Below are 19767 nucleotides of genomic sequence, written 5' to 3' on the forward strand. Positions count from 1 at the left end.
GGGCCGCCGAGCCGCGTTCACCGATGAGCGGCCGGCTGCGGAATCTGCGCAAAATCCCAGGTCAGAGCCCCGAAACCGTGGCAACGGCCGGGGCCGCCACCCCCCACAGGAGAGGCCCCGGCCGTCGCGCGGCACGGGCCGCGCGGCCCGTACTCTCTACAGCGCCGTACGTGCGTTTTGTGTCACACCCCACTGCATCACGGGTTAGTTGCATCTTGTACGGACATGGACGGAGAGCGGTTTCAAGCCGTAACGTTCCTTTCGCGCCGGACTGCGGCACAGGCCACGCTCAGGAACGGGCCCCACGACCGCGGCGACCATCAAGTGAGAGACCACGACGGCGAGAACCCGGTCCGCGAGAGCGGTGCCGGCTTAGGCGCAAGAGGGGCGCGGTGCTGGGGGACGACGCGGAGCTGACCGCCGCGGTGCTTGCGGCACAGGACGGGGACGAGACCGCGTTCCGGACTGTGTACCGCGCTGTGCACCCGCGGTTGCTCGGGTACGTACGGACACTGGTCGGCGACCCGGACGCCGAGGACGTGACGTCCGAGGCCTGGCTGCAGATAGCCCGGGACCTGGACCGGTTCAGCGGAGATGCCGACCGGTTCCGCGGCTGGGCCGCCCGGATCGCCCGCAACCGCGCGCTCGACCATATCCGTATGCGCGGGCGCCGTCCCGCGATCGGCGGCGACGAGACCGAGTTGACCGGGAAGGCCGCCGAGTCCGACACCGCGGGCGAGGCCATCGAGGCCCTGGCCACCGGCAGCACCCTCTCGCTCATCGCCCAGCTCCCGCAGGACCAGGCCGAGGCCGTCGTGCTGCGGGTCGTCGTCGGCCTCGACGCCAAGACCGCGGCCGAGACCCTCGGCAAGCGCCCCGGCGCCGTCCGTACGGCCGCGCACCGCGGTCTGAAGCGGCTCGCGGAGCTCCTCGGCGCGGATGCGGAATCCGCGGAGGCACTCGGCGCCGTACCCCCGCAGAGAGAACCGTGCACACGCGCGGTGACGTCCGCCGGTGTGACGCATACGCGCCCGCGGACGCAGAAGGACATGTGATGGCCGACGAGCAGTACGAGTGGCTGGACCGCGACGCCGCGGAGCGTCTGCTGCGCGGAGAGCCGCTGGAAGCCGTCGACGCCGACGCCCGCAAGCAGGCGGACCGACTGGCCGAAGCGCTGGGCACGCTGGCCGCCGAAGCCGGTCTGAGCAGCGCCGAACTCCCGGGAGAGGCCGCCGCGTTGGCCGCTTTCCGCGGTGCGCGCACGGGCCCCGACGGCGAGGACGCGTTCCTCGGCCGCCGCGGCCGTACGCACTCCGCCGCCCACTCGGGCGACGCCGGTCTGGTCCGGCTCGGACGTTCCGGGCCCTGCGGACGGCGGGCCCGCTGGGGCCGGCCGGTGCGGATCGGACTCGCCGCCGCGCTGGCCGCCGGGATGATCGGCGGGGTCGCCGTGGCGGCCGGAACCGGAGCGCTGCCGACTCCGTTCCGTGATCACGCGCCGACGCCCGGGACTTCGGTTTCCGCAGCCGTCACGCCCGAGCAGCCGCTCCTGTCGCCGTCGCCCGGTGTCACGGCGGAGGGCGGAGCCGGTGCATCGACGCCGGACGGCACCACGACCGGACCGGCCGCCGGCGGCTCCGCGCCCGACGAGGCCGAGGACGACGGCGTCGCGAGCGGACGGCCGGGCGCGGCCGGCCGCGGCAAGTCCGGCCGCTACGGCAAGTGGCGCGGCCTGCTGTCGTCCTGCCGGGACCTGCGCAGGGGCAAGGAGCTGGACCGGGAGCGCAGACGCGCCCTGGAGGACGCGGCCCGGGGTTCCTCGCGCGTAACGACGTACTGCGCGGCCGTGTTGGGGAGCGATGGCCAGGGCCGCGAAAAGAGCTCCGGCAAGAGCGGCAAAGGCGACAAGGCCGACGGCGGCCGGATATTCCGGGGCAGCGACGACCACAGCGGCGACGGCGGGGTGCTGACCCCCGCGCCCACCGTCGTCCCCCTCGTCAAGTCGCTGACCACCCCGAAGGCTGCCCGGAGCGCCACACCGCCGGCCGGCCCGAACCCGTCGCCGACGTACAGCGCGCTGCCCCTGCCGTGACCCTCCTGAGCTGGGAGAACTCTCCGGGCTCGGCGCGCAGGAAGTCGCTGACCAGCGGTTTCTTATTTCTTTGAACTTTCTCCGGCTCGGGTGTGACATTTTCGGCCGCCATGGCGCAGTAATGAGTGAGCCGACTGGTCATCGGCCGACGCATCGAGCCGGGGTTCCCCCCGTACCCACGGCTTGGTGCACCCAGGCGCGGGCGGGACACGTTCCCCCGGTCCCGCCCGCGCCCCACACTTCTCGCCGCGCCCTCCGTCACCAGTAGACGACGACCTTGTCACCCGTGCGGACCTGCGCGAACAGCGAAGAGATCTTCCCCTCGTCCCGGACGTTCACGCAGCCGTGCGAGCCGCCCGCGTAGCCGCGCGCCGCGAAGTCGTACGAGTAGTGGACCGCTTGGCCGCCGCTGAAGAACATCGCGTACGGCATGGGGGAGTCGTAGATCGTCGACACATGGTGGCGCGACTTGAAGTAGACGCTGAACACACCCTCGCGGGTGGGTGTGTACTGCGCCCCGAACCGGACGGCCATCGTCGAGACCGTCCTGCCGTCGATCATCCAGCGCAGCGTCCGGCTCGTCTTGCTGATGCACAGCACCCGGCCGGTCATGCAGCGCGCGTCCGGCTTGGCCGCGGGCTGCCCGCCGAACGCGTACAGCTCCCACTTGCCCGGCTTGTGCGTCATCCCCACCAGCCGCCGCCAGGTCACGGTGTCGGTCCTGCCGGTGCTCGGCAGCCCGCGCTTGCGCTGGAAACCCTTGACCGCGGTGACGGTGGAGCCGTCGTACGACCCGGTCGGGCCCTCGAACAGCCAGGCGAGCTGGCTCAGTCGGGCCTGGACCTCGCGGACGTCGACGCCCTGGTCGCCGCGGGACCAGAGGACCTTGGGGGCGGCGGTCGGTGTCGGCGCCGGCGTCGCCGACGGGGCATCACTGCCCTTCCCGTCGCCCCTGCCGGCGCCCTTGTCCTTGCCGCCGTCCGGTGCGGACGGGATGTCGATGTGCACCGGCGAGCGGTGCCCGTCCGTGCCACCGGCCTGGGCCGTGCAGCCGGTCACGGCGACAAGCGCCACGAGGGTGGCGATCCATCTCCCCATGCCAGTGGTACGCATTCCCGCCCCCGTCGTCTCACGGATCGCCGCAGCACGGCTGTGTCACCTGAGATGTTCCCCGCACATGACCGGTCGCGAACTACGCGGCATGGTGGTGTTGTGGCCCCCGCCGGGTCTGTGAGGAAGCTCCCAGCGCGGGCCCCTCCACCGGGCGCATGCCCGCCGCTACAGTCCGTCGCGAAGGTCGTCAGTACCAGCCAGTAACCAAGCAATGCGGAGGCACCCACCATGGCGCGCGAGTCGGAGTCCGGACTGCCCATCGAACCGGTCTACGGTCCGGACGCCCTTGCGGACTGGGACCCGGCGGACAAGCTGGGCGAGCCGGGGAAGTACCCGTTCACCCGCGGTGTCTACCCGTCGATGTACACCGGCCGCCCGTGGACGATGCGCCAGTACGCCGGATTCGGTACGGCCGTCGAGTCCAACGCGCGCTACCAGCAGCTGATCGCGAACGGCACCATGGGCCTGTCCGTCGCCTTCGACCTGCCCACCCAGATGGGGCACGACTCCGACGCCCCGATCGCGCACGGCGAGGTCGGCAAGGTGGGCGTGGCGATCGACTCCGTCGAGGACATGCGGATCCTGTTCGGCGGCATTCCGCTCGACAAGGTCTCGACGTCGATGACGATCAACGCCCCCGCGGCCCTCCTGCTGCTCATGTACCAACTCGTCGGCGAGGAACAGGGCGTCCCGGCCGACCGGCTCACGGGCACGATCCAGAACGACGTCCTGAAGGAGTACATCGCGCGCGGGACGTACATCTTCCCGCCCAAGCCCTCGCTCCGGCTGATCGCGGACATCTTCAAGTACTGCCGGACCGAGATCCCGAAGTGGAACACGATCTCGATCTCCGGCTATCACATGGCGGAGGCCGGGGCCTCTCCCGCGCAGGAGATCGCGTTCACGCTCGCCGACGGCATCGAGTACGTGCGGACGGCGGTCGCGGCCGGCATGGACGTCGACGACTTCGCCCCGCGGCTGTCCTTCTTCTTCGTCGCCCGTACGACGATCCTGGAGGAGGTCGCCAAGTTCCGTGCCGCGCGCCGCATCTGGGCGAAGGTCATGCGCGAGGAGTTCGGGGCGAAGAACCCCAAGTCGCTGATGCTGCGCTTCCACACGCAGACGGCCGGCGTGCAGCTGACCGCCCAGCAGCCCGAGGTGAACCTCGTGCGGGTGGCGGTCCAGGGCCTCGGCGCGGTGCTCGGCGGCACGCAGTCCCTGCACACGAACTCCTTCGACGAGGCGATCGCGCTGCCGACGGACAAGTCCGCGCGTCTGGCCCTGCGGACGCAGCAGGTGCTGGCGTACGAGACCGATGTGACCGCCACCGTCGACCCCTTCGCGGGCTCGTACGTGATCGAGCGGATGACGGACGAGGTCGAGGCGGCCGCCGTCGCACTCATGGACCGGGTCGAGGACCTGGGCGGCGCGGTCAACGCCATCGAGCACGGCTTCCAGAAGGGCGAGATCGAGCGCTCCGCCTACCGCATCGCCCAGGAGACGGACTCCGGCGAGCGGGTCGTGGTCGGCGTCAACCGCTTCCAGCTGGACGAGGAGGACCCCTACGAGCCGCTCCGGGTGGACCCCGCGATCGAGGCCCAGCAGGCCGCCCGGCTCACCACGTTGCGAGCCGAGCGCGACCAGGAGGCGGTGGACTCGGCCCTGGCCGCGCTCAAGAAGGCGGCGGAGGGCACGGACAACGTCCTCTACCCGATGAAGGACGCGCTGCGGGCCCGGGCGACGGTGGGCGAGGTGTGCAACGCCCTCCGGGAGGTGTGGGGGACGTACGTGCCGACGGATGCCTTCTGAGCTGGGGTGGTCATCCGAAGGGGTGATCGGAGGCGGAAGCCGCACGTCTCCGGATACGCTCGTGGAGGGTGTTCCCCGAAGGAGGGTGCCGTGGCCGTGATGCTGCACGAGTCGTCGCTTGCCGAAGCTGCCGACCGGCTGTGGGAGGAGCTGCCCGGGCACCGGGTGGAGATCCTCAACGGGAGCATTGTTGTGACACCGCCGCCGGATGGCGCCCATCAGGAGACGCTGACCTGGCTCGTCGAGGAGTTCGCACGGGCGAGGGCCAGGCAGGCAGGGCTCAGATATCTGCAAGGGGTCGGCCTGTGGCTGCCTACAGGACCCGACGACTATGCCGTGCCTGACTTCTCTGTCGTCGATGCGGACTACAAAGACGCGCTCGTCGAGAAGAACTGCTACGCGCCACACGTCTTCCGGCTGGTACTGGAAGTGACGTCCTCCAACTGGACCAACGACACGGCAACCAAGGTCGACGTCTACGCGCGGGCCAACATCCCCGCCTACCTGATCGCCGATCGCAGGCACGACGAGGTCCTCCTCTACGCCGACCCGACGGACGGCAAGTATCCCGACCCGGGGACCTTCAAGCGCGGCCAGAGCGTCCCGGTCCCCGAGGCCGTCGGCGTCACCCTCGACCTCTCCGTGGACACCCTCCTGGACGGCGGCGGCTGACTGTCGTACGCCCGTGCGACACTCGTCTGCATGCTTGGCGTCATCGACCTCCCGACCTATCTCGCGGGCCTCGTCCTCATCGTGCTGCTCCCGGGCCCGAACTCCCTGTACGTGCTGTCCGTCGCCGCCCGGCGCGGGGTACGGACCGGGTACACGGCCGCCGCAGGTGTCTGGTGCGGGGACACCGTGCTGATGACCCTGTCCGCCGCCGGAGTCGCCTCCCTCCTGCAGGCGAACGCCGTGCTCTTCGGAGTCGTGAAGTACGCGGGCGCCGGCTATCTGACCTGGCTCGCGTTCGGGATGCTGCGGGCCGCGTGGTCGATGTGGCGGACCCGGCGGGACCGGGCGGAGGCCCTGGACGCGCAGGCCGCCCCGGCCGCGTCGGCCGCCGAGGAGCGGCCGTTCCGGCGGGCGCTGGTCGTCAGCCTCTTCAACCCCAAGGCGATCCTCTTCTTCGTCGCCTTCTTCGTGCAGTTCGTGGACCCGGGATACGCCTATCCCGCGCTCTCGTTCGTCGTGCTCGGCGCCTTCGCCCAGGTCTTCAGCTTCCTCTACCTGACCGCGCTGATCTTCGGCGGTACGAAGCTCGCGGCCGCCTTCCGCCGCCGCAGGAGTCTGTCGGCGGGTGCCACCTCGGCCGCGGGCGCGCTGTTCCTCGGCTTCGCGGTGAAGCTGTCGCTGGCGAGCTCCATCTGAGACCCAGTGAGCTCCGCCTGGGGCGGGGCGGGTTCCGTCCGAGGCCGCCTCACCGGCCCGGCGAGCGGGACCGCCGCTGTCCCGTGCTCATGGCAGGTCAGCGGCCCAGTACTCGCGTGAGGTAGCCGGCCACTCCGTCCGCCGTCCCGCCCGCCCAGGCCAGGTAGCCGTCGGGGCGCACCAGGAACACGCCGGTGCCGTACGCCTCGTACGCGGGGATGCGGACCGGGTGCACCAAGTCGCCGTCGAGGGGCGGGAGTTCGGCGTCCGTGCCGACGGCGAGGAGGGTCCAGTGCGGGCCCCGGAACGCGTCGAAGAGCCGTACGCCGCCGCGCCGGCCGTCCGGTGCGCGGTCGCCCGCGTGCAGCGCGTCGTCCGCGAGGCCGGCCCGGGTCTCCTCGGTGAGCGCGGAGTCGCGGTAGCCGAGGCCGAGCTGCCGGGTCTCCTTCCCGCGCTGTGTCTCACCGCGGTGGACCCGGGTGGACAGGCCGAGCATGGCGGCGGCGTTGGCGCGCCGTTCCTCCTCATAGGAGTCGAGGAGGGACTCCGGAGCCTTGCCGCTCAGCACCGCACCCAGCTTCCAGCCCAGGTTGTACGCGTCCTGGACGCTGGTGTTGAGGCCCTGTGCGCCCGCGGGCGAGTGAACGTGCGCAGCGTCGCCCGCGAGGAAGACGCGGCCCACGCGGAACCGGTCCGCGAGCGCGGCCCGCGGCCGGAAGTTGGAGGCCCAGCGCAGCTCGGTCACGTCGTCGGGACTGAGGTGCGTGCGCGTGGCGACGACCTTGCGGACGCCGTCCAGAGAAAGATCGATGTCCGTCCCCTCCGGGAACTGGGCGATGAACTGGAAGTCCTCCGTCCCCGCCAGCGGGAAGATCACCGTGAAACCGCCGTCGTCGCCCCGCGGCGGGAACATGTGCAGATGGTCGCGGTCCAGTCCGGTGAGGCGGACGTCGGCGACCAGGAACGGGTTCGGATCCACCGTCTCGCCGGTCATGTCGATGCCGAGCTCACGCCGCACGGTGGAACGGCCGCCGTCCGCGGCCACGGCGTAGCGGGCGCGGACCGGGGGGCCTGACGTGAACGACGCGCTGACCCCGTCCGTGTCCTGAGCGATCGCCGCCAGCTCCCGGCCGAACACCACGTCGCCGCCCAGCTCCCGCAGCCGCGCGTGGAGGATCTCCTGCGTACGCCACTGCGGCAGCATCCAGGTCCCGGCGTACGGCTCGGCCTCCGTCGGCTCGACCTCGTCGACCATCCGGTGCTCGCCCTGCGGGACCCCGTCCTGCCAGATCAGCCCCACCGGGTAGGGGCCGCCGGCCGCCCGCACCGCGTCCAGGACCCCGAGGTCGTCCAGTACCTCCAGCGTGCGGGGCTGGATGCCCTTGCCACGCGACCCCGGGGAGAGCGCGTCGCCGCGCTCGACGACCAGCGCGCGCACTCCGCGCCGGGCCAGGTCGATGGCGAGGGCGAGACCGGAGGGACCGGCCCCGACGACGAGTACGTCCGTGTCGACGACATCCATGGGGATCTCCTTAACGTCGTTAAGTTGCGTTGCTCCCGAGCGTGCCCTTAACGGCGTTAAGCTGTCAAGCGTGGCTACTCAGAAAACCCCCAAGCTGGACAAGCGTCTGGTCAGCGAGACCGCGCTGCGGCTGCTCAACGAGGTCGGCCTCGACGGGCTCACCCTCCGGGCCATCGCGAAGGAGCTCGACGTCCAGGCGCCGGCCCTGTACTGGCACTTCAAGAACAAGCAGGAGCTGCTCGACGAGATGGCGACGGAGATGTACCGCCGGATGGTCGCGGCGGCCGGGCGTCCGGGGGCTGTCACCTGGCAGGAGCGGCTTCTCGCGGCCAACCGCGGCCTGCGCGCGGCCCTGCTGAGCTACCGCGACGGCGCGAAGGTCTTCAGCGGCTCCCGCTTCACCAACACCGAACATGCGGCCGACCAGGAAGCGGTTCTCCGCTCCCTGGTCGAGGCGGGTTTCGAGCTCCCGCAGGCCGCCCGTGCCACCTTCACCGTCTTCCTCTTCACCGTCGGCTTCGTCACCGAGGAGCAGGGCGTCCGCCCGGTGCCGGGGGAGCCCCGCAGGGGCTACGACGTCGAGGAGCGCGCAGCGCGTATGGCGGACTTCCCCCTCGCCGCCGCAGCGGGCACCGAGCTGTTCCAGACCTACGACGAGGGTTTCGAGGAGGGACTCCGGCTGCTGATCGCCGGGATCGAGGCACGCTACGGGATCGCCTGAGTTCCAGGTCGCTTCGTCAGCCTGCCGCTCGGTTGCGGGGCCGGCGTCCTACCGGCGCGCCGCCGACAGGACCGCGCGCAGCCGGGGCGCGAGCAGGTTCTCCACGTAGCGGTTCAGCAGCCAGGCCAGCAGCAGCATCGTCGTGACCGTGAGCAGGAAGGTCCCGTACGACGGGATGTGCAGGGTCTGGTGGTAGGCCTTGATGGCGACCCAGCCCAGATGCTCGTGGATCAGGTAGAAGGGGTACGTCAGGGCCCCCGCGACCGTCAGCCAGCGCCAGTTCACCCGGTTCAGCCCGCCCAGCGCGATCGCGGCGACCGCGAGGTAGCCGAAGGTGACGACCAGGATGATGCCGAACGAGGTGCGGTAGGAGAAGAAGTCCGGGTTCGGCGCGTGCCACAGGCGCATCACCGCGTAGTGCTGGCCGATCAGCCAGCTCACGCCGACGATGCCCCAGGCGTACGCGTCCCGCCGGTTGCGGTGGACCAGGTACAGGCCGACACCGCCGATGAAGAACGGCGCGTACTCCGGCATCAGGATGATGTTCAGCAGGGGCTGGTTCGCGGTCTGCGCGATGGCCGCGGCGAGCGTCCAGCCCGCGCAGAACAGGATGACCCGCTGCCGGTTGGCGCCGGGCAGCACGATGCACAGGGCGAACAACGCGTAGAAGCGCACCTCGGCCCACAGCGTCCAGCAGACCCCCAGCACCCGGTCCACGCCCAGCGGCTGCTGGAGCATCGTCAGGTTCACCAGCGCGTCGCTCGGCGAGACCGCCTGATAGGCGACGACGGGCAGCGCGAACACCGCCGTCACCAGGATCACCGCCGCCCAGTACGACGGCAGCAGCCGCGAGGCGCGGGAGGCGAAGAACGCGCGCAGCGGCCGGCCCCAGCCGCTCATGCAGATCACGAAGCCGCTGATCACGAAGAAGACCTGCACGCCGAGACAGCCGTACGCGAACCACTCGTGCAGCGTGGGGAACTGGTGCTTGGGCGAACTGCCCCACGCCTCGGTGACCTCGCCGTCCCGGCCGCCGTAGTGATACCCGGCGACCATCAGCGCGGCGATCAGCCGCAGCCCGTCGAGCGCACGCAGGCGAGGCGCGTGCGCTCGGGGAATTATCCGCGGGGGAACTCCGACGGGCTCCGCGTCCGCCGGGGACGCGGGCGACGCCGGGAGCTGTGCTTCGACGGAAGGCTCCACGGAAGCGTTCATCCGAGGGCCGCCCGCTTGAAGGAGCGCGCACGGCGGGCCACCCGGCGGACCGTCGCGTTGCGCGGGATGAAGGCGAGCTGGGCCGGCACCGCACCCGGCAGCGCGAGCGAGGTCAGCCGTCGCCGCTTGAAGTAGCGCCAGGTGTGCTGGTCCAGCCGCTGCGTCAGATACCGCTCGGCGTGCGGGCGCAGCTCCGGGTAGATCTTCGGCTGCATCGCGAACCCGACGGCCTGGACGAGACCGTTGAGCGCCGCCACGTCCAGCCCGGAGCGCTGTCCGGTGACCGCCGCCCGGTCCGTCAGCTCGGGCAGCAGCGCGTCCACGACGGTGACGGGGACGCGGTTGCTGTTCTCGTACGGCGTGAGGCGGTCCAGCAGCGTCCCGGTGCCGATCCGGGCGACCGGCAGGCCGTACAGCGCGGACGCGGTGAGCAGCGCGGTGGAGAAGCAGCCGACGACGAGGGCGGGCCGCATCCGCTGGTAGAGCACCTCGGCGAGGACCGGGGTGTCCACCACCGTCAGATCGGCGCCCAGCTTCTCGGCCTCCTTCTCCAGCAGCCGCGACCAGCGGGCCGGGGCCGTGGGGTGCGGCTTGAACACCACCCGGGTGTGGCCGAGCGCGACGACACCCTTCAGCATCCGTACGTGGAGGTTCTCCTCCTCCTCGGCGGTGAGGATGTCGAGCGCCGAGAGGTACTGGCCGAGCAGCATCGCCGGCTCGTCGAGCGCGGGCAGCTCGTCCCCGGTGTCCTCCAGCTCGGCCAGCACCTTCACGAACGCGTCCGTCGGCACGATCTCGGGCCCGACCTCGAACTCCGTGAGCAGCAGCGGCTTCAGGCCCGGCACCAGGTCCAGGTGGAGCAGCCGGGTCACGCGGGTGCCGACCAGCGGGTCGATCTTGTTGCGGGTCGGGCCGTAGCTCATCAGGCCGTCCGCGTAGACGGTGACGGGCGCGCCGGTGAAGATCTGGGCGATGCCGAGGGCGGGGTTGACCTGGATCGACTCGACGGCCAGCTCGATGTCGTCGTCCCCGAGGTCCCAGGCGAGCCGCAGATGGCGCTCCCACAGCGGTACGTCGTCGAGCCGCGGCGCCCAGCCTCCCGGGTGGAAGGGGGAGATGGTCTCGTTCCACGAGATCACCTCGTCGAACCGGCCGCGCAGGTGCTCGAAGCCGGGCATCTCGTCGATGGACGGCGTCGTCTCGGGCGTCGCCGCGTTGTTCGAGACGAGCAGGATGCGCCGGTCCGCCGGTCCGAAGCACTCGCTGTCCAGTGCCGCGGCGAGAGTGGCCGTGCCGTACAGCGTGGACGTCAGGAAGATCTGGGTGGTCACGCGGCCACCCCCGCGGCGGGAGCCGGACGGCGGCGCAGCCGGCGCAGCCGGGTGGCCCGCTGGATGTCCATCGAGTCGAGGGCGTCGTCGAGCACGTCCTGCGGCATGCGCCGCAGTGCGACCGCGCTCATCGACTTCAGTTTCCGTGCCACCGCAGGCTCGAACCTTTCGATGGATCCCAGATGATGGGAAATGATGGCGCAATACGTACGCACGGCTTTGGGCAGCAGTTTTTCCGCGTCGCGGTCGGCAGCGGTTTCGCTCACCACCTGGTCGAACGCGCGAATGAAATCCAGTTGCCGCACGTCACCGATCTGGGTGAGAGAAGAGGCGACACCGCGCCGGTAGAACACACCGAGGAGCCCCACCGTGGCGAAGGATTCCGCCTCCCGGTGCAGCTTCCAGATCCACGGCCGGTCCTCCGCCGTCCGCAGTCCGTCGGTGAAGTGCAGCAGACCGCGGTCGACCAGGCGGCGGTGGTAGATGCCCGCCCAGGCGTAGGCGTAGTCGACGGAGGTGGACCGGTCGGTGGGCAGGATCGCGTCCCGCGGGCGCATCACCACGCCTCGCCGGCCGTGCGGGACACGGTGGATGGAACGGGCGCGCGCGGTGCACTGGACATGGTCCGTACGGACGAAGTCGCAGCCCAAGTCCTCGATGGAGGCCAGGAGTTGCTCGTAGTATCCGGGGGCGAGCCAGTCGTCCCCGTCGAGGAACGTGAGGTACTCGCCGCGCGCCGCGTCGATGCCCGTGTTGCGCGCGGTCGCCAGTCCTCCGTTCTTCTCGTGTCTGACATGCACCGCGCCCGGGAGCTCGCGCTCCGCGCGCGCGAGGATGTCTGGTGTCTCGTCGCGCGAGCAGTCGTCGACGAGAATGAATTCGAAGTCCTGGCGCGCGTTCGCCCGCAGACTCCTCAGAGTGTCGGGCGCATATTGCTGCACGTTGTAGAACGGCACGATGACGGAGAGCTTGACCACCCCTGTGACGTTAGGCGGCGGCCCGGCATTCGTCTTGACCGTTGGTGAGATGTCAGGTGAACGACGCGTGGCGAAGCAGTGAACCCAACTGATTTCTGTGCCGATCATGGGCCGATTCGCCATTCGTCGATGTGCTGTTAACCGTTTGTTGCATTCAGGTTGGGCCGCACCTCGAAATGGGTTCCTAGCGTCGTTGACGTGCCAGCAAGTACCACGAAGTCCCTGCGGGTCGCCGTACTCGCGGATTCCGATACCCGGTGGAAATGGGGTTCGCTCACCGCGAACCGCATTTCCCCTGCCGAATCGGACATCCGCCTCGACGGCTTCCTCCTGCGCGGCCGTGCCACCCCCACCCCCCGCCAGCTCGAAGAGGTCGGCGTCCGTGCGGACACCCTCCGCGAGGTCACCGGCGTCGAGTTCCTGCGCGCCCTCGGCCAGGAGACGTACGACATCGTCGTGCTGGCGCTGGTCGGCGGTGCCGTCCAGGCGATGCTGCACGGCCTCGCCCACGCCTGGGACGGACGGACGAAGCGGCCCGTGGTCGTCACCGGCTATGTCGGTGTCGTCTACGAGAAGCTCGCCGACGGCCTGCTGCTGCGGCACGGCGCCGACCTCGTCCTCGCCAACTCCCGTCAGGACGCGGACCGTTTCCGTGCCGTGTACGAGGGAGTGGGCGCCGACGCCGGGTCGGTGACGGAGGTGGCGCTGCCCTTCCTGGGCGGCTCGCGCTACGAGGAGCACGACCCGTACACGGTCGTCTTCGCCGCGCAGCCCTCGGTGCCGGAGACCCGCAAGGACCGTAGGTATCTGCTGAACCGGCTGATCCGGCACGCGCGCCTCCACCCGGACCGCGAGGTCCTGCTGAAGCTGCGCTCCAAGCCGGGTGAACACACCACGCACATCGAGGAGTTGCCCTACCAGAAGCTGGTGCAGAAGGCGGACCCACCCGCCAACTTCCGTCTGGTGTACGGGCACATGGGCGAGGTCCTGGACCGCACCGACCTGCTGGTCACGATCAGCTCCACGGCGGCCCTGGAGTCCCTGCACCGCCGCGTCCCCACCGTCGTCCTGACCGACCTCGGGGTGCGCGAGGCGCTCGGCAACCACCACTTCGTGGGCTCCGGCTGCCTGGCCTCCTGGGACCAGCTCGACGCCGGCCACCGCCCGGTGCCCGACGCGGCCTGGGTGGCCCGCCAGGGCGTCGCCGCCGACGGGGCGTACGACACGGCCTTCGACGTCGCCCGCTGCCGGATCCGCGAGCTGCTCGAAGCGGCCGGAAGCCCGCCCCTCGCCCCCTACTACACGCCCGCCACCGCCCCCGGATATCTGCCCGGCCTGCTCGCCCGCCACCACCTCGGCCCCGACGGCAGCCCGCTGCCGGGCGCCCCCGCGGCCGACCGGGAGCCCAGTCCCGTACGGCAGATCGTGCGCCGCGCGGCCCGCGGCGCCTACCGCCACGGCGTTCAGCGCGTCGCGCCCGTCATCAGGCGGATGGGGGAGCTGTGAGCCACCGGATCCCACGTCAAGGAGTACAGCCAATGTCCAACCCGGAAGCGGGCCGAGCGGCGACGGTACGCCGTGTGCTCGCGGTGATTCCCGCGCGCGGCGGCTCCAAGGGCGTGCCCGCGAAGAACCTCGCCCCGGTCGGCGGCGTACCGCTGGTGGCGCGCGCCGTGCGCGAGTGCCGGGCCACCCGGCTCGTCACGGACGTCGTGGTCTCCACGGACGACACCGCGATCGCCGCGGCCGCCCGGGCGGCCGGCGCCGAGGTCGTGCTGCGGCCCGCCGCCATCGCCGGCGACACCGCGACCTCCGAGGCCGCGGTCCTGCACGCCATGGAGGCCCACGAGGCCCTGCACGGCGCCGCGGTCGACGTGGTCCTGCTCGTGCAGTGCACCAGCCCGTTCATCGTCCGCGAGGACATCGACGGGGTCGTGAACGCGGTCGTCGAGAAGGGCGCGGACACGGCGCTGACCGTGGCCCCCTTCCACGGCTTCGTCTGGCGCGACGGCGACGACGAGCCCACCGCCCCGGTCGCGGCCGGCGGCGGTCGTACGGCGGCCGTGGGCGGCACCGACACCCTGGTCACCGAAACCGGCACCGCCACCAGCGGCGGCTACGGCATCAACCACGACAAGTCCTTCCGCCCCCGCCGCCAGGACCGCCCCCAGGACCTGCTGGAGACCGGCGCCGTCTACGGCATGGACGCGACCGGCTTCCGTACCGCCAAGCACCGCTTCTTCGGCCGTACGGAACTCGTCCGCACCGACCCGGCCCGGGTGCTGGAGATCGACGACCCGCACGACCTCGCCCGCGCCCGCGCGCTGGCCCCCCTCTTCGACGCGGGCCGGCCCGGCTCGCTCCCGACCGCCGCCGACATCGACGCGGTCGTCCTCGACTTCGACGGCACCCAGACCGACGACAGGGTGCTGATCGACTCCGACGGACGGGAGTTCGTCTCCGTGCACCGCGGGGACGGCCTCGGTATCGCCGCCCTCCGCAAGAGCGGACTGGCGATGCTGATCCTGTCCACGGAACAGAACCCGGTCGTTGCCGCCCGGGCCCGGAAGCTCAAGATCCCGGTCCTGCACGGCATCGACCGGAAAGACCTCGCACTGAAGCAGTGGTGCGAGGAGCAGGGCATCGCGCCCGAGCGCGTGCTCTACGTCGGCAACGACGTCAACGACCTCCCGTGCTTCGCCCTCGTGGGCTGGCCCGTGGCGGTCGCGAGCGCCCACGACGTCGTGCGCGGCGCCGCACGCGCGGTCACCGCCCTCCCCGGCGGCGACGGCGCGATCCGAGAGATCGCCAGCTGGATCCTCGGCCCCTCTCTCGACTCCCTCGACAAGTAAGGAACTTCCCCGCCATGAGCACCAACTCCCGTCTGCGCACCTTCGGTTCGAAGACCGCCGGCCCCGGCCACCCGGTCTACGTCGTCGGTGAGATCGGCATCAACCACAACGGCGAGCTCGAGAACGCCTTCAAGCTGATCGACGCCGCCGCCGAGGCCGGCTGCGACGCCGTCAAGTTCCAGAAGCGCACCCCGGAGATCTGCACCCCGCGCGACCAGTGGGACATCGAGCGCGACACGCCCTGGGGCCGCATGACCTACATCGACTACCGCCACCGCGTGGAGTTCGGCGAGGACGAGTACCGCCAGATCGACGACTACGCCAAGAGCAAGAACATCGACTGGTTCGCCTCCCCGTGGGACACCGAGGCCGTCGCCTTCCTGGAGAAGTTCGACGTCCCCGCCCACAAGGTCGCCTCGGCCTCCCTCACGGACGACGAGCTGCTGCGCTCGCTGCGCGGCACGGGCCGTACGGTCATCCTCTCCACCGGCATGTCCACCCCGAAGCAGATCCGGCACGCGGTCGAGGTCCTCGGCTCGGACAACATCCTGCTCTGCCACGCCACCTCGACGTACCCGGCGAAGGCCGAGGAACTCAACCTCCGCGTCATCAACACGCTGCAGGCCGAGTTCCCGAACGTCCCGATCGGCTACTCCGGTCACGAGACGGGCCTGCAGACCACCCTCGCCGCGGTCGCCCTCGGCGCCGCCTTCGTCGAGCGCCACATCACCCTCGACCGCGCGATGTGGGGCTCCGACCAGGCCGCCTCCGTCGAGCCGCAGGGCCTGACCCGCCTGGTCCGCGACATCCGCACCATCGAGGCGTCCCTCGGTGACGGCGTCAAGAAGGTCTACGAGTCCGAGCTCGGCCCGATGAAGAAGCTGCGCCGCGTCCCGGGTGTCGTCGCGGAGGCGGAGATCGCCGCCGCGGCGGGCGAGCCGGTCGCGGTCTGAGCCTCTTACGACGGGACGGTCGTACACCGATGAGCCCTCGCGCCGGTTCTGCCGGCCCCCACACTCTCGCCTTCGTCGAGAGTCCGGTACAGCTGCTGAACGTGCTGGAGTGGGCGCACGCGAACGCCCTCGGCACGGCGGAGGGCAGCGCACCGGCGCCCGGCGCGGGGCTCACCCTGGTAGTGCTCTCTCCCACCGACCCGATGACCCGCGGCCAGCTGCGCCGGATGGCCGAACTGGCCCGCGACGAGGGGTATGCGGTCCGCTGGGAGGAGGCCCGGGGTGGTACGACGGCCCCGTTCCACACGGTGGGGGGCCTCGCCCGGCTGCTGCGCAAAGCCCGGCGCATCGTGATGGGGGACCCCTTCTCCCGCTACGTACAACTGCTGCTGTCGATCACCCGCGCCCGCGAGCTGGTGGTCGTCGACGACGGCACGGCGACCATGGAGTTCGTCGCCCAGCTCGCCAGCGGTGAGCGCCTGGTGCGCTGGCACCGGCGCGGTGGCCGGCCCGGCGTCCGCGACGTGCTCTTCGCGCCCGTGTCGGGAATCGCGCGCCGCCGCCTCACCCCGACCGGCCGCCGCACGGTCGAGGTCTTCTCCTCCATGCCGATCGACTCGGCGCCGGACGGCGTCCGCATCACCTCCAACGACTTCTCCTGGACCCGGGCCCGCTTCGGCCCGCCCCGCATCACCAAGGGCGCCGACCTGGTGGGGACCTCCCTCGTCGAGACGGGCGTGGTCGACCCGGACCGCTACCTGGAAGCGGTCCGCTCCCTGGCCAAGGCCCATGGCGCGACGCGCTACTTCGCCCACCGCCGCGAGAGCGTGGACAAACTCCACCGCCTGGCGGTGGAAACCGGCCTGGAGATCGTCCGCCCCGACCTCCCCCTCGAACTGATCGCCCGCCGCGGCCCCATCGGCCGCACGATCCTCAGCTTCCCGTCCACGGTCGTCCACACCCTCCCCCTGGCCCTGGCCGGCACCGAGGTCCGCGTCGCCGTCTGCGACATCGACCCCGCCTGGCTGACCCAGAACGCCTCCCCCCGCGCCCAGGGCTTCCTGTCGGGGGTCACGGGGACGGCCCGGGATGTGCATCGGTTGTCGGCGGTGAGCGCGGCGCTCTGAGTGACGTGCCGCATGGGAACTGTCACCGTCACCACGTACGATTTCCCGGTACGACACGTGGGTTGAGGGATCTGTGTGACGGAGACGGGGGTACACAGTGGGTTCCCACGGACAGCAGGGCGGACAGGGCGCTCGGCGTGATCTGCACGCCTCGCACGACGACCTGACCAAGCTCGCCGACGATCTCGACGACATGCAGGATCACCTGGACCAGCAGGTCAAGCGCATGGACGCGGTCGTCGACCGGATCGAGGCGGGCTGGCGCGGCCCGGCCGCGACGGCGTACCGCGAGTTCCATCGCGCCGCAGCCGAGGATGCCGTACGCATCCGCGACGTGATGAAGCACCTGGAACAGGCCGTACGGCTGAGCCGGGACGGCTTCTCGCGGCACGACCTGGACGTGCTGGAGCAGATGCGGCGGATTCAGGTGGACGTCGACAGCGAGGTCGACAAGCTGTCGACGCCCCATCCGGACGCCGCGCCGCCCGCCGTACCCGCGCGCCCGCGCAGCGGTCTCGACGCCTTCTGAACCCCGCGCCCGCAGTCGCTGACCATCAAAGGGGGATTCATGCCGACGCCGACCGGAGAAGCCGATGACGACCACATAGCCGTCTCCTTCGCCACCCTCCACGACCTCGCCGCCGAACTCGAGGACATCCTCAAGAAGCTCAACGGCAAACTGGACGGCCTCTACGACCGCGCCGTACCCGTTGTCCTGTCCTGGCAGGGCGAGGCCCGCGAGGTCTTCGTCGACAAACTCGACGAGTGGGACCACTTGGCCCAGGACCTCCAGGCAGCGCAGAAGTGGCTGCACGAGTACGTCACCACCGGCCACACCAACTATGCGGCCGCGCATCGGGCGGTGCTGCGTGGGTGGGGAGGCGGCTGATGGCTGACCGCCCCAGCGATGCCGAACGCCAGCAGGAACGGGACCAGTTGAAGCCACCGCCGCCCGACAGCGGCGGTGGGTTCGACGTGAAGCCGCCGCACCTGTACTACACATCGGCGGTGGTGCGCGACGGGCAGTTCGACTACGACAAGGGTGCCACCCAACTCGTCGACGCGCTCAATGAGTACAGCCAGTCGGCAGGCGCCGGATGGGGGCCCGACTCCTTCGCCAACGTGTACATGCAGATCACCGAGAAGTTCTTCAAGGCCTGGGCAGCCAGCGTGGTGAGTGTTGGCGGCGTCGCGGTCGGTCTGACGGTGACGGCCAACAACTACGCGTCGGCCGATTGGTTCGCGCGTGGCATGCAGGGGCCGCCACCACGCCGCACGCCCCCCGTCGTCATCGACAAACAGCCCAACTACGGCAAGGTCAACGACATCAAGTGGAGCGGCACCGGTGAGGATGCCGACTCCTGGGCGATCTCCGGGGCGTTGGGCGAGATCCCGGACTTCCTTGCGGACGTCATCCGGCCGGCCATCGAGTACGGGCTCAATCTCGGCAAGACCCACGAGATCACCCCGGGCGCCCATGAGGACGACCTCAAGGGCATGGCCACCGCATGGCGGCAGACGGCGAGCACGGCCTTGAAGGCGGGCGACACCTTCACGTCCGCCATCAGCTATATGACGGACCCCGGGGGCAACAGCGAGTGGCAGGGCGCGATGAAGTCGTTCTGCCAGTCGATTTGGGGAACGACCGCATGGGGCCGCAACCGCGACGCGCAGGGCAACATCGCCCAGCAGGGCGGCCGCAGCTGGAAGACCTCGGGGACGGTGGCGCCCGCCCAGCGCCGGCCGATCCTGGAGGTCCTGCACCACACCGCCGACACCGTCCAGAAGACCTGCGACGAACTGGCCCAGGTGGTGAAGACCTGCCGGGAGACCAACACCAACCTGGCGAAGAACGCCGCCAAGGGGATGGTGGAGGACCTGACCACCGGACTCAACCCGATGGAACTGCTCAAACTCACCGGCACTGCCATGTTCGGCGAGCTGGTCATGACCTTCCGCAAGCACATGGACAGGGAAGCCGTGGACCGGGCCGTCGGGATCTACCAGCAGAAGTTCAGCGACGCGGCCAGCACGCTTCTTCAGCTGGAATGGGAACTGGACGAGGCGATCAGGAGCGCCCCCACGTTCATCGCCGCGGAAGCCAGGGCCGAGGCCTTCGGCGGCCGGTCGATGAACGAGTTCAAGAAGGAACACAAGCTGCTGAACGGGGCGAACCCCATCCCGTACAAGTACACGATCGACTTGGCCATGGCCGAGGACCTCGGCGGCGGCCACACCATCGACAAGCACGTCGGCAAGACTGACGACCAGCTCCTGCAACGGCTGCGCGACCAGGCCAAGGGGAACGGCGAGCCGAAGATCCCGGCGGCGTCCACCTTCACGGACCTGACTTCGGCCCAGAACTACACCCAGGACTGCATCCGGCAGAAGAGCGGGGACATCGACGCGTGGCTGGCGACCGGGCCCCCGCCCACCCCGCCGAGCCAGGTCTTCGAGGTCAGCTCCGTGGGTGCGGCCGCGAACGACCCGCTGGCCGTGGCCCCGGTGACCGGACGCACCTCGCGGGTGGTCAATGGCCAGGCCACGCCCGTGACGGACGCGCACGGTGTGCAGACCCGCCTCTCCTACGACCCCAGCCTCGACCCGCCGTTCGTCGTGGTCACGTCCATGCCCAAGTAGGCCGCGAATAGGCTGAACCCTCCCTCACAGAACACGACAGTCGGAAA

18 protein-coding genes are annotated in these 19767 nt (G+C 70.6%); 13 read left to right on the forward strand and 5 right to left on the reverse strand.

All coding sequences use genetic code 11. The features are described from left to right. Nucleotides 1–392: 392 nt before the first annotated feature. Both ACFVYF_RS28290 and ACFVYF_RS28295 read left to right on the forward strand, forming a co-directional pair. Nucleotides 393–1055: an RNA polymerase sigma factor gene (locus tag ACFVYF_RS28290; protein ID WP_389459811.1), complete on the forward strand. Its 663-nt coding sequence runs from the start codon at nucleotides 393–395 to the stop codon at nucleotides 1053–1055. Beyond that, nucleotides 1055–2092, forward strand: coding sequence for a hypothetical protein (locus ACFVYF_RS28295; protein ID WP_389459812.1), 1038 nt, complete (start codon nucleotides 1055–1057; stop codon nucleotides 2090–2092). Before ACFVYF_RS28290 ends, ACFVYF_RS28295 begins: the two co-directional genes overlap by 1 nt. 258 nt (nucleotides 2093–2350) lie before the next feature. Here ACFVYF_RS28295 and ACFVYF_RS28300 read toward each other — a convergent pair whose 3' ends face one another. Beyond that, nucleotides 2351–3205, reverse strand: a complete 855-nt coding sequence (locus ACFVYF_RS28300; RefSeq protein ID WP_389459813.1) for a L,D-transpeptidase family protein — start codon at nucleotides 3203–3205, stop codon at nucleotides 2351–2353. A 228-nt stretch (nucleotides 3206–3433) separates the two neighbouring features. Between ACFVYF_RS28300 and ACFVYF_RS28305 the strand changes: the two genes are divergently transcribed. The 3 genes from ACFVYF_RS28305 to leuE all read left to right on the forward strand — a co-directional run bounded on the left by ACFVYF_RS28305 (nucleotide 3434) and on the right by leuE (nucleotide 6382). Then, nucleotides 3434–5014: a methylmalonyl-CoA mutase gene (locus ACFVYF_RS28305; RefSeq protein WP_389459815.1), complete on the forward strand. Its 1581-nt coding sequence runs from the start codon at nucleotides 3434–3436 to the stop codon at nucleotides 5012–5014. A 90-nt stretch (nucleotides 5015–5104) separates the two neighbouring features. Continuing rightward, a complete protein-coding gene (locus ACFVYF_RS28310; RefSeq protein WP_389459816.1) occupies nucleotides 5105–5686 on the forward strand; it encodes a Uma2 family endonuclease in 582 nt (193 codons plus the stop codon). 30 nt (nucleotides 5687–5716) lie between these two features. Continuing rightward, nucleotides 5717–6382 carry a leucine efflux protein LeuE gene (gene leuE, locus ACFVYF_RS28315; RefSeq protein ID WP_389459818.1) on the forward strand — a complete coding sequence of 222 codons (666 nt, stop codon included), beginning with the start codon at nucleotides 5717–5719 and terminating at the stop codon, nucleotides 6380–6382. 97 nt (nucleotides 6383–6479) lie between these two features. Here the strand turns inward: leuE and ACFVYF_RS28320 are convergent, their stop codons facing one another. Further along, complete coding sequence (locus ACFVYF_RS28320) at nucleotides 6480–7904, reverse strand: FAD-dependent oxidoreductase (RefSeq protein WP_389459819.1); 1425 nt, start codon at nucleotides 7902–7904, stop codon at nucleotides 6480–6482. A gap of 70 nt (nucleotides 7905–7974) precedes the next feature. Here ACFVYF_RS28320 and ACFVYF_RS28325 point away from each other — a divergent pair, with 70 nt between their 5' ends. Beyond that, nucleotides 7975–8625: a TetR/AcrR family transcriptional regulator C-terminal domain-containing protein gene (locus ACFVYF_RS28325; RefSeq protein ID WP_389459821.1), complete on the forward strand. Its 651-nt coding sequence runs from the start codon at nucleotides 7975–7977 to the stop codon at nucleotides 8623–8625. Between the two features lie 48 nt (nucleotides 8626–8673). Here ACFVYF_RS28325 and ACFVYF_RS28330 read toward each other — a convergent pair whose 3' ends face one another. From ACFVYF_RS28330 to ACFVYF_RS28340, 3 genes are read right to left on the reverse strand one after another with little or no spacing between them, the layout of a single operon-like run. Further along, the gene (locus ACFVYF_RS28330; protein ID WP_389459822.1) at nucleotides 8674–9840 is read right to left on the reverse strand and encodes an acyltransferase family protein; all 1167 of its coding nucleotides are present in this window, start codon (nucleotides 9838–9840) and stop codon (nucleotides 8674–8676) included. Beyond that, a complete protein-coding gene (locus ACFVYF_RS28335) occupies nucleotides 9837–11171 on the reverse strand; it encodes an alpha-2,8-polysialyltransferase family protein (RefSeq protein ID WP_389459823.1) in 1335 nt (444 codons plus the stop codon). The genes ACFVYF_RS28330 and ACFVYF_RS28335 overlap by 4 nt, the downstream gene beginning before the upstream one ends. Further along, nucleotides 11168–12148, reverse strand: coding sequence for a glycosyltransferase family 2 protein (locus ACFVYF_RS28340; RefSeq protein ID WP_389459824.1), 981 nt, complete (start codon nucleotides 12146–12148; stop codon nucleotides 11168–11170). Before ACFVYF_RS28340 ends, ACFVYF_RS28335 begins: the two co-directional genes overlap by 4 nt. Nucleotides 12149–12346: 198 nt before the next feature. Here ACFVYF_RS28340 and ACFVYF_RS28345 point away from each other — a divergent pair, with 198 nt between their 5' ends. The 7 genes from ACFVYF_RS28345 (at nucleotide 12347) to ACFVYF_RS28375 (ending at nucleotide 19720) form a co-directional block, all read left to right on the forward strand. Continuing rightward, entirely contained in the window at nucleotides 12347–13654 is a 1308-nt protein-coding gene (locus tag ACFVYF_RS28345) for a DUF6716 putative glycosyltransferase (RefSeq protein ID WP_389459825.1), read from the forward strand. A 32-nt stretch (nucleotides 13655–13686) separates the two neighbouring features. Continuing rightward, complete coding sequence (locus ACFVYF_RS28350; RefSeq protein WP_389459826.1) at nucleotides 13687–15000, forward strand: cytidylyltransferase domain-containing protein; 1314 nt, start codon at nucleotides 13687–13689, stop codon at nucleotides 14998–15000. A 14-nt stretch (nucleotides 15001–15014) separates the two neighbouring features. Then, nucleotides 15015–15953, forward strand: coding sequence for an N-acetylneuraminate synthase family protein (locus ACFVYF_RS28355; RefSeq protein ID WP_389459828.1), 939 nt, complete (start codon nucleotides 15015–15017; stop codon nucleotides 15951–15953). A gap of 29 nt (nucleotides 15954–15982) precedes the next feature. After that, nucleotides 15983–17080 carry a hypothetical protein gene (locus tag ACFVYF_RS28360; protein WP_389459829.1) on the forward strand — a complete coding sequence of 366 codons (1098 nt, stop codon included), beginning with the start codon at nucleotides 15983–15985 and terminating at the stop codon, nucleotides 17078–17080. 97 nt (nucleotides 17081–17177) lie between these two features. Further along, nucleotides 17178–17609 (forward strand): WXG100 family type VII secretion target, encoded by a 432-nt coding sequence (locus tag ACFVYF_RS28365; RefSeq protein ID WP_389459831.1) that lies wholly within the window; start codon nucleotides 17178–17180, stop codon nucleotides 17607–17609. 39 nt (nucleotides 17610–17648) lie between these two features. Continuing rightward, nucleotides 17649–17969: a WXG100 family type VII secretion target gene (locus ACFVYF_RS28370; RefSeq protein WP_389459832.1), complete on the forward strand. Its 321-nt coding sequence runs from the start codon at nucleotides 17649–17651 to the stop codon at nucleotides 17967–17969. Continuing rightward, a complete protein-coding gene (locus tag ACFVYF_RS28375; protein WP_389459834.1) occupies nucleotides 17969–19720 on the forward strand; it encodes an RNase A-like domain-containing protein in 1752 nt (583 codons plus the stop codon). Before ACFVYF_RS28370 ends, ACFVYF_RS28375 begins: the two co-directional genes overlap by 1 nt. Nucleotides 19721–19767: the final 47 nt, after the last annotated feature.

This window comes from Streptomyces sp. NPDC058274, assembly GCF_042881375.1.
Lineage (GTDB): Bacteria > Actinomycetota > Actinomycetes > Streptomycetales > Streptomycetaceae > Streptomyces.

Excerpts from the sequence above, each read along its gene's own strand:
- ACFVYF_RS28355 (WP_389459828.1), top strand. The coding sequence starts at position 15,015 with ATGAGCACCAACTCCCGTCTGCGCACCTTCGGTTCGAAGACCGCCGGC.
- ACFVYF_RS28360 (WP_389459829.1), top strand. The coding sequence starts at position 15,983 with ATGAGCCCTCGCGCCGGTTCTGCCGGCCCCCACACTCTCGCCTTCGTC.
- ACFVYF_RS28295 (WP_389459812.1), top strand. The coding sequence starts at position 1,055 with ATGGCCGACGAGCAGTACGAGTGGCTGGACCGCGACGCCGCGGAGCGT.
- ACFVYF_RS28330 (WP_389459822.1), bottom strand. The coding sequence starts at position 9,840 with ATGAACGCTTCCGTGGAGCCTTCCGTCGAAGCACAGCTCCCGGCGTCG.
- ACFVYF_RS28300 (WP_389459813.1), bottom strand. The coding sequence starts at position 3,205 with ATGCGTACCACTGGCATGGGGAGATGGATCGCCACCCTCGTGGCGCTT.
- leuE (WP_389459818.1), top strand. The coding sequence starts at position 5,717 with ATGCTTGGCGTCATCGACCTCCCGACCTATCTCGCGGGCCTCGTCCTC.
- ACFVYF_RS28375 (WP_389459834.1), top strand. The coding sequence starts at position 17,969 with ATGGCTGACCGCCCCAGCGATGCCGAACGCCAGCAGGAACGGGACCAG.
- ACFVYF_RS28320 (WP_389459819.1), bottom strand. The coding sequence starts at position 7,904 with ATGGATGTCGTCGACACGGACGTACTCGTCGTCGGGGCCGGTCCCTCC.
- ACFVYF_RS28350 (WP_389459826.1), top strand. The coding sequence starts at position 13,687 with ATGTCCAACCCGGAAGCGGGCCGAGCGGCGACGGTACGCCGTGTGCTC.
- ACFVYF_RS28305 (WP_389459815.1), top strand. The coding sequence starts at position 3,434 with ATGGCGCGCGAGTCGGAGTCCGGACTGCCCATCGAACCGGTCTACGGT.
- ACFVYF_RS28370 (WP_389459832.1), top strand. The coding sequence starts at position 17,649 with ATGCCGACGCCGACCGGAGAAGCCGATGACGACCACATAGCCGTCTCC.